This is a genomic window from Streptomyces sp. NPDC060028 (assembly GCF_042736725.1).
In the GTDB taxonomy this organism is placed as follows: domain Bacteria; phylum Actinomycetota; class Actinomycetes; order Streptomycetales; family Streptomycetaceae; genus Streptomyces.
In genome coordinates, this window is record NZ_JBHWVJ010000008.1 from 124045 (window position 1) to 131719 (window position 7675).

Below are 7675 nucleotides of genomic sequence, written 5' to 3' on the forward strand. Positions count from 1 at the left end.
TGACCGGGCCCCGGCCGCGCCCCGGCCGGACCGTCGCCGGGTTGCCGACCGTGCTTGAGGGGACCCCCGGCCGCCCGACCGCGCCTGACCGGAATCCCGCCGCGCCTGACCGGGCCCCGGCCGCGCCCCGGCCGGACCGTCGCCGGGTTGCCGACCGTGCTTCCGACCGGCCGTGACCTGCTGCTGACCCCGCTCCGACCGGTCCTGACCTGCTGCTGACGACGCTTCCGGCCGGCCCTGACCAGGCCGCTGACCGGGCTTCCGGCCGCTCTTCGCCCGGGCTGTCGATCAGCCGTCTGTCGGGTTGCCGACACGGGCTCCGATGGGTGCTCACCGGCCGCTGACCGGGCTTCCGGCCGTCCTCGGCCGGGCCGCCGACCAGCCGTTCGCCGGGTCGCCGACACCCGTTCCGAGCCGGCCCTGATCGGGCCGCTGGCGAGGCTTCCGGCCGGCTTCCGCCCGGTTGCGGGCCGGCCGTCTGGCGACCGGCTTCCGCCTGGCTGCGGGCCGGCCGTCTGCCACCAGCCGCCGCCGGCGACCGGCTGCGGGTCGGCCGTCCGCCAGCCGCCCGCCGCCGGCTCGCCGCGCGGTGGCCTGATAGCGGCAGATCCCGGCAGTGGTGGGGCACTGATCCACTAGGGTCACGCCGTGACCCGGAGTTCCGACCCCCGCCGCTCGCCGTCGCCGCTCGCCGGCGCGCTGGTCACGGGCTCGCTGCTCGCGCTGGGCGTGCTGTACATCGCCCTGCGGATCCCGACGGCCGACGCCGCCGTCCACGGCTTCTCCGCCGCCGAGTGGCGTCCGCCCGCCGCTTACCCGCCCTTCGCGGCGATCCTGTTCACGCCGGCCGCCTGGCTGCCGGTCGGCGTGCTGAAGGCCGTCCTGGTCCTCGGCAATGCCGGCCTGCTCGCCCTGCTGATCCTGCTGTCCTGCCGCCTCGCGGGACTCAGGGCACGGCCGGGCCCCGTGCTGGCCGCGACCGTCGCAGGACTGTGGCTGGAGCCGGTGTTCCAGACCCCGCTGTACGGGCAGATCAACCTGGCGCTCGCCTGCCTGGTCCTGTGGGACCTGCGCCGGCCGGGCACCGCCCTCGGCAAGGGCTTCGCCCTGGGTACCGCCGCCGGGATCACGCTGACCCCGGCGGTCCTCGTCCCGTACCTGCTGCTGACCGGCCGCGTCCGGGCCGGCCTCACCGCGCTGGGCGCCTTCGCCGGGACCGCCCTGCTCGGCCTGCTGGTCCTCCCGCAGGCCTCCGCCGACTTCTGGTCCCGGCACCTGCCCGCCACCGGCCGCGCCCTGCTGCTGGACCGGCCGCACCTGTGGGTCTGGTCCGTCCCGCTGCTCACGGCGCTGCTCGCCCGTACCCTGCGCCGCTGCCGCGGTCCCCGCGGTCCCGTCCTGCCGGGCGTCCCGGCGCCGAGGTCACCCCTCCGGGAGGAGGACGTCCGCGTCGTCGAAGACCCGTACGGCCACGAGCAGCAGGCCTCGTGGAAGGATGCGCGACGTGCCGGACCCAGCCGGTCCGACGTCAGTCGGTCGTCAGCAGTTCGTCCGCGTCCATGATCCGGTAGGCGTAGCCCTGTTCGGCCAGGAAGCGCTGGCGGTGCGCGGCGAAGTCCTGGTCGATCGTGTCGCGCGCGACGACCGAGTAGAAGCGCGCCTCGTGGCCGTCCGCCTTCGGACGCAGGACACGGCCCAGCCGCTGGGCCTCCTCCTGGCGGGAGCCGAAGGTGCCGGACACCTGGATGGCGACCGTGGCCTCGGGCAGGTCGATGGAGAAGTTCGCGACCTTCGACACCACCAGCACGCTGATCTCGCCCTCGCGGAAGGCGTTGAAGAGCTTCTCGCGCTGCGCGTTGGACGTCTCGCCCTTGATGACCGGCGCGTCCAGGTGCTCGCCGAGCTCGTCGAGCTGGTCGATGTACTGGCCGATGACGAGGGTCTGCTCGCCCTGGTGCTTGCGTACCAGCGCCTCCGTGACCTTCCGCTTCGTCGCCGTCGTCGCGCAGAACCGGTACTTCTCCTCGGTCTCGGCGGTCGCGTACGCGAGCCGCTCCGACTCGGTCAGGTTGACGCGGACCTCCACGCAGTCGGCGGGCGCGATGTAGCCCTGCGCCTCGATCTCCTTCCACGGGGCGTCGAACCGCTTCGGCCCGATGAGCGAGAAGACGTCCGACTCGCGGCCGTCCTCCCGTACCAGCGTCGCCGTCAGGCCGAGCCGACGGCGGGCCTGGAGGTCGGCGGTGAACTTGAAGACCGGCGCCGGCAGCAGGTGCACCTCGTCGTAGACGATCAGGCCCCAGTCGCGGGAGTCGAACAGCTCCAGGTGCGGGTAGACGCCCTTGCGCTTCGTCGTCAGCACCTGGTAGGTGGCGATCGTGACGGGACGGATCTCCTTGCGGGTGCCGGAGTACTCGCCGATCTCCTCCTCCGTCAGCGAGGTCCGCTTGACCAGCTCGTGCTTCCACTGGCGGGCCGACACGGTGTTCGTGACCAGGATCAGCGTGGTCGCCTTGGCCATCGCCATGGCCCCCGCCCCGACCAGCGTCTTGCCGGCGCCGCAGGGCAGCACGACCACGCCCGAGCCGCCGTGCCAGAAGCCCTCGACGGCCTGCTGCTGGTAGGGCCGCAGCGCCCAGCCGTCCTCGGCCAGGTCGATCGGGTGGGCCTCGCCGTCCACGTACCCGGCGAGGTCCTCGGCCGGCCAGCCCAGCTTGAGCAGGGTCTGCTTGATCTGCCCGCGCTCGGAGGGGTGCACGGCCACGGTGTCGGCGTCGAGCCGGGCGCCGACGAGCGGGATGACCCGCTTGGACCGCAGGATCTCCTCCAGCACCGGCCGGTCGGTGCTGGTCAGCACGAGCCCGTGCACGGGGTGCTTGGACAGCGTGAGACGGCCGTAGCGCGCCATGGTCTCGGCCACGTCGACGAGCAGCGCGTGCGGGACGGGATAGCGCGAGAACTCCACGAGCGCGTCCACGACCTGCTCGGCGTCGTGCCCGGCGGCCCGCGCGTTCCACAGCCCGAGCGGGGTGATCCGGTACGTGTGGATGTGCTCGGGCGCCCGCTCCAGCTCGGCGAAGGGCGCGATGGCACGCCGCGCGGCCCCGGCGAGCTCGTGGTCGACCTCGAGGAGGAGGGTTTTGTCGCTCTGGACGATGAGTGGACCATTCACCTGGCGTGCGTCCCTTCCGGCACATGGCCGCCCGGACGCGGACGGCCAAACCTCCAGTCTGCCGCATCCTTCCGCCGGTGGGGTGCCTTCCGGGTGCCTTCCGGGTGCCCGCCGGGCCGGGCCGTGCTCCTGACGGTGGCCCGCGCCGGTACGCATCAGCCCCGCGGGTGCACGTCAGCTCCCGGGCACGGGCCGACGGACGCACTTCGCCGCCGACCGCGTCGGCTACGCGCCCAGGTGAGCCAACGGCCCCGAGGAGTAAGGGGTTTCCACGGGCAGGAGGCTGCGCGCCGCCGCGTCGTCACCGGCGCGGAGCAGGCCGTGGATCTCCCGGGCCAGGGGCGTCACATCGCGGATGGAGAGCGTCCACTCGTCGGCGTACGCCCGCGAGGCCGGGCCGGACAGGCCCAGCTGGAGCGAGCGGTACGGCAGCGGGTTCAGGTGCAGGTCACGCTCCGGGTCCCACTGGACGCGGGCGGGCGCCCCGCGCAGGGACTTTTTCCAGGCGGCCTGGTCGGGGTGCACGTGGGACTCGTAGTGCGACAGGCAGGCCTCGCGCAGCGCCCGGTCGAAGCCCTCGCGGGTGATCTCGATCGCCAGCACGGTCTCCTGGTCGGCCTTCGTCGCCCAGCCGCAGCGGTACATCATCCACAGGAACGAGGGCTTGATCCACGTCATCCGCTCCCGCTTCCAGGCCGCCGGGAAGCGTCCGTCGAGGGCGGCCGGCAGGCCGAGGTGGGGCCCGTACGCCTGGTAGACGGTGACGGTCGTGTCGGTGTGCGCGGCGCGGATCTGGCGGTTCGGTACTTCGTGCACGGGCATCGGCATGGGCTTCAGCGTGCGGGCGGCCGCCCCGCTCCGCCACCGTTTTTCCGACCGCTACACCTGGTCCTCCGCCAGTTCCGCGACCCCGGTGATCCGGTGCAGCGGGTAGGTGCGGACCTCGTCTGCGGTGTGGTCGTACCCGGTGACGAAGCCGCCCTCCACCCGCACCGGGGCAATGACCCGCTGGCTGGCCGCCCCGTCGGCGTTGACGTAGCCGATCCACACCGCCGAGCCGGTCAGCGCGGCCGCCTGCACCGTCGCCAGGGTCTCCGCCGCGCTCGTGCGCGGGAGTTCACCGGGCGCCGGGGCCACCGCGCCGGGGGCGGCGGGCTCCTTGCGTACGGCCGTCGCCGCGAGGTCGCCCGCGCGGATGGCCCGTACGGCCGCCCTCAGCAGCGTCGCGTCCGGAGCGGGCGGCCCGTCCGGCACCGGTACGGGCGCCGAACGCGGCTGGGTGCGGTGGGCGTCGGCCCGCGTCACGAGCACGTCGCCCGTACGGGACTCCGCGGCCGGGGCGTAGCCCATCGCCCGCAACCCGTCGAGCAGCGCGCCCGGTTCGGCCTGCGCGGCCAGCACGGTCGGGGCGAGGCGGCGCAGCCCCAGCCCGGCGGACCGCTTGTCGGCGAGGATCTCGTTCAGCATGCCGTCGTCGTCGCAGCGCACGTACGAGGACGCCGCGCCGACGCGCAGGTGCCCGTGCCGCCGCGCCACGTCGTCGATGAGGTACGACAGCGGCTGCGGGACCGGGGTGCGGCTGTGCTCGGCCAGGAACGCGTGCAGGTCGACGGCGGTGCGCCCGGCGTCCAGGGCCCGGCGCACCGAACCGGGCGTGAAGCGGTACACGGTGGCCCCGCCCTTGGACTCCACGTCGGCCAGCACGGCCAGGGTGTCGCCCAGCGGCCGGCGCAGCGGCCCGGGCGCCACGGCCGTCAGGTCGGCCTGGAGCAGTACGTGGTCCACGGGCTCGGGGAGCATCGGCGCGAGCAGCGGCGCCGGGTCGCGGTGTTCCAGCAGGGCCCGGCCGAACGCGGAGAGCGCGCCGCGGCCGGTGACGCCGAGGACCTCGGCCTCGGTCAGGGTCCAGTGCGCGAGGCGGGCGCGCAGATCGCTCGTACCGCGCGGCGGGCGCTCCCACGCGAGGCGGGCCTGGAGCGCGTCGGGGTCCGGGGAGCCGCCTTCGGGGAGTTCGGAGAGGAGTTCGAGGACGCGTCTGCGGATTTCGGGGGCGGCGGAGCGGTCCAGTTCCGGGCCGAGCACGGACAGGGTGCGGCCCTTGCTGTCCTGTTCGCCGACGAGCCCGGCGGTGCGGGTGGCGGGCAGCCAGGCCGCGGCCAGCGCCGACCACCGTTCGGGGGGCGGCAGTTCGCACCAGGTGTCGAAGGCGGGGGTGGGCGCGTACCGCTCGTCGGCCTCGCCGTCACTGGCCAGCAGTCCGGCCGCGTAGGCGAGTTCGACCCAGAACGCGGCCGACGGCTCGGTGGTGTCCAAGGTCGCCGCGGCCCGCTTCAGGTCGCGTACGGAGAGCCCGCCGGCCCGCAGCACCGGCGGACCCGTGTGCTCCCAGGACTTCACCAGTTCCTCGACGGTGGACAGGGCGGCCAGCGCCTGCCCGGCGGCGTTGGCGTCCACAAGCTGTGGACGGTGCTCGCGGTGCGCGGGCACCCGCGGCGCGAGCGGCTCGGGGCTGCGGTGGGCCAGCCCGCCGCGCAGGTGCAGCGCCACCTCGCGGGGCAGTACGACGGTCCGTGCCGAGGCGGGCAGCAGCAGCCCCCGGTCGCGCAGCCAGCGCACGGGCGGCGTCGGGTTCGGCGTCACCTCCCCGTACGGCGGCCCCCACACGAGCCGGCCCAGCACCTGGTGGGCCTCGGCCGGAGCCTCGTCGAGCAGCGCCGACATCCGTTCGGGGTCGGTGAACAGGGCGGTCAGCGCGGTCACCGCGGACACCGCGTCGTGCGTGGCGGGCAGCCCGGCGGCCACCACGATCTCCTGGATCCGGGTCGGCGACATCCCGGCGGTGGCCTCGGCGACGGTTGGCCCGAGGCCGGTGGGGGAGGGGCGGGAGGCCGACGGGGCGAGGAGCTCGCGGGCGGTGCGCACCAGGCGCAGCCGGTCCTCGTCGCCCCAGACCAGGGCCTGGTCGCGCAGTACGCCGAGCGCCTTCGGGAGCGCGGCGCGGGCCGCGCTCTCCTCGGCGTACGTACCCTGCCGGCCGGTCAGCAGCGACTCCAGCTCCGGGTACGGGCAGGGGTCCGGGGCGACCGCGAGGGCCTCGGCCGTCTGCAGGGCGAAGCGGTCCAGGCGGTCCAGCGCGCGCACGACCGAGGCGCGGGTGCCGGCGCGGGTCGCCAGCTGCGTGACGTCCCCCGGGACCGGGCTCAGCAGGTCCGGGCGCGCTTGCAGCAGGGCGGCGAGCGCCGCGTCGTCGCGGGTGCGCAGCGCCTCGGCGAGGGAGCGCGGGGCGCTTCCCGCAGTGCTCGGGTCAGGCACGGTCGTCGCCTCCTGGTCGCGTCGGCCGGTTCGTCGGCCGGTCCCCATCCGGCCAACGGTATCCGCTGCGCCCGCAGCAGCTCCACGGGCGCACGCGCTACCTTCGGCTCAGGAGGTACGGGAGGAGCCGGGGCGTGGGGATCGAGAGCGACCATCTGGTCTACGAATATCTGAGCCGGGTCGGGGACTTGGCGCAGCGGCGGCAGCTGTCCTCGGGTGATCGGATGCGGCTGGTGTCGGGGCTGCGGGACGAGATCGACCGTCGGCGCGCCAAGTACGACCCGGAGACGCCGGCGGCGGTACGGCGGATCCTGGACCGGATCGGCAGTCCGGAGGAGGTCCTGGACACGCTGGGCACGCGGCCGTCTTCGGCGGCGGCCGCCACGCCCGAGCCCGGTCCCGCGGTGCCGACGCAGCGCGGGCGGCGTCGGCCCGCCGTTCCCCCGCCGCGCCCGGCGGACACGGCGCCGGCGCCGCCGCACCTGGCCGGGCTCGACGAACTCGGCGGCTCCGAGACGCTGGAGCCCGACTGGTGGCGGATCACGCCGGGGGCTCACGGCGCCGGTCCGCAGATCGAGGGCTTCGCGGGCGGGGTGGAGATCCCGGAGCTGTTCAAGGCGCCGGTGGCGGAGGAGAAGCCGGGGCCAGCTCCGGAGCCGGAGCCGGCCGCCGATCGGCAGGGCCTCGTACGGTACTTGCGCGAGCGGCGGCGCGCCGCGAAGGCGGAAGCGCCGCCGGCTCCGGCCGCTGCCGCTGCCGCGACGGCCCGGGCCAAGCCCCACGCGTTCCTCCTGCTGGCGGCGGCCGTGCTGGTGGCGGGCGCGGTCACCGGGTACTGGCTGGTGCTCGCGGCGGGCTGGCTGCTCGCGTACGCCTCGCGGGTGCTGGGCCCGGCCGAGCGGAAGTGGGTGGTCTTCGGGCTGCCCGGCGTGGTTTTCGCGGGCGCGGTGGTGTGGCTGTGGGGCCGGCTGAACGGCCGCTGGGGCGAGGCCCTGGCCGACGACGCCCTCGGCGAAGCCTTCCACGGCCTGTGGCCGTGGCTCCCCCGCGTCGCCGCCGTGGCCTGCGCCGCGTACCTCGCGTGGCGCTCCCGCCGCGGCTAGCCGCCTGGCTCCGTCGCCGGCGGCGACTCAAAGCCCTGGGGCTCCGCCCCAGACCCCGCGCCTCAAACGCCGGCGGGGCTGGATTTTG

Annotated in this window: 5 protein-coding genes; 2 read left to right on the forward strand and 3 right to left on the reverse strand. The window is 75.3% G+C overall.

Annotated elements, in window-relative coordinates:
* Window positions 1–648 precede the first annotated feature (648 nt).
* The gene (locus ACFWBF_RS07095) at window positions 649–1563 is read left to right on the forward strand and encodes a glycosyltransferase family 87 protein (RefSeq protein WP_385596448.1); all 915 of its coding nucleotides are present in this window, start codon (window positions 649–651) and stop codon (window positions 1561–1563) included.
* On the opposite strand, the gene ACFWBF_RS07100 is transcribed toward ACFWBF_RS07095, so the two are convergent.
* From ACFWBF_RS07100 to ACFWBF_RS07110, 3 genes are all read right to left on the reverse strand, one after another.
* On the reverse strand, window positions 1529–3172 hold the full coding sequence (locus ACFWBF_RS07100) for a DNA repair helicase XPB (protein ID WP_385596452.1): 1644 nt from the start codon (window positions 3170–3172) through the stop codon (window positions 1529–1531). The two genes, ACFWBF_RS07095 and ACFWBF_RS07100, sit on opposite strands and share 35 nt — an antisense overlap.
* 225 nt (window positions 3173–3397) lie before the next feature.
* Window positions 3398–4000, reverse strand: a complete 603-nt coding sequence (locus ACFWBF_RS07105; protein WP_385596455.1) for a DUF4291 domain-containing protein — start codon at window positions 3998–4000, stop codon at window positions 3398–3400.
* A gap of 51 nt (window positions 4001–4051) precedes the next feature.
* Window positions 4052–6532: a helicase-associated domain-containing protein gene (locus ACFWBF_RS07110; protein WP_385596457.1), complete on the reverse strand. Its 2481-nt coding sequence runs from the start codon at window positions 6530–6532 to the stop codon at window positions 4052–4054.
* 86 nt (window positions 6533–6618) lie between these two features.
* Between ACFWBF_RS07110 and ACFWBF_RS07115 the strand changes: the two genes are divergently transcribed.
* Window positions 6619–7587, forward strand: coding sequence for a hypothetical protein (locus ACFWBF_RS07115; protein ID WP_385596459.1), 969 nt, complete (start codon window positions 6619–6621; stop codon window positions 7585–7587).
* The last annotated feature ends 88 nt before the right edge of the window (window positions 7588–7675 follow it).

Excerpts from the sequence above, each read along its gene's own strand:
- ACFWBF_RS07110 (WP_385596457.1), bottom strand. The coding sequence starts at position 6,532 with ATGGGGACCGGCCGACGAACCGGCCGACGCGACCAGGAGGCGACGACC.
- ACFWBF_RS07105 (WP_385596455.1), bottom strand. The coding sequence starts at position 4,000 with ATGCCGATGCCCGTGCACGAAGTACCGAACCGCCAGATCCGCGCCGCG.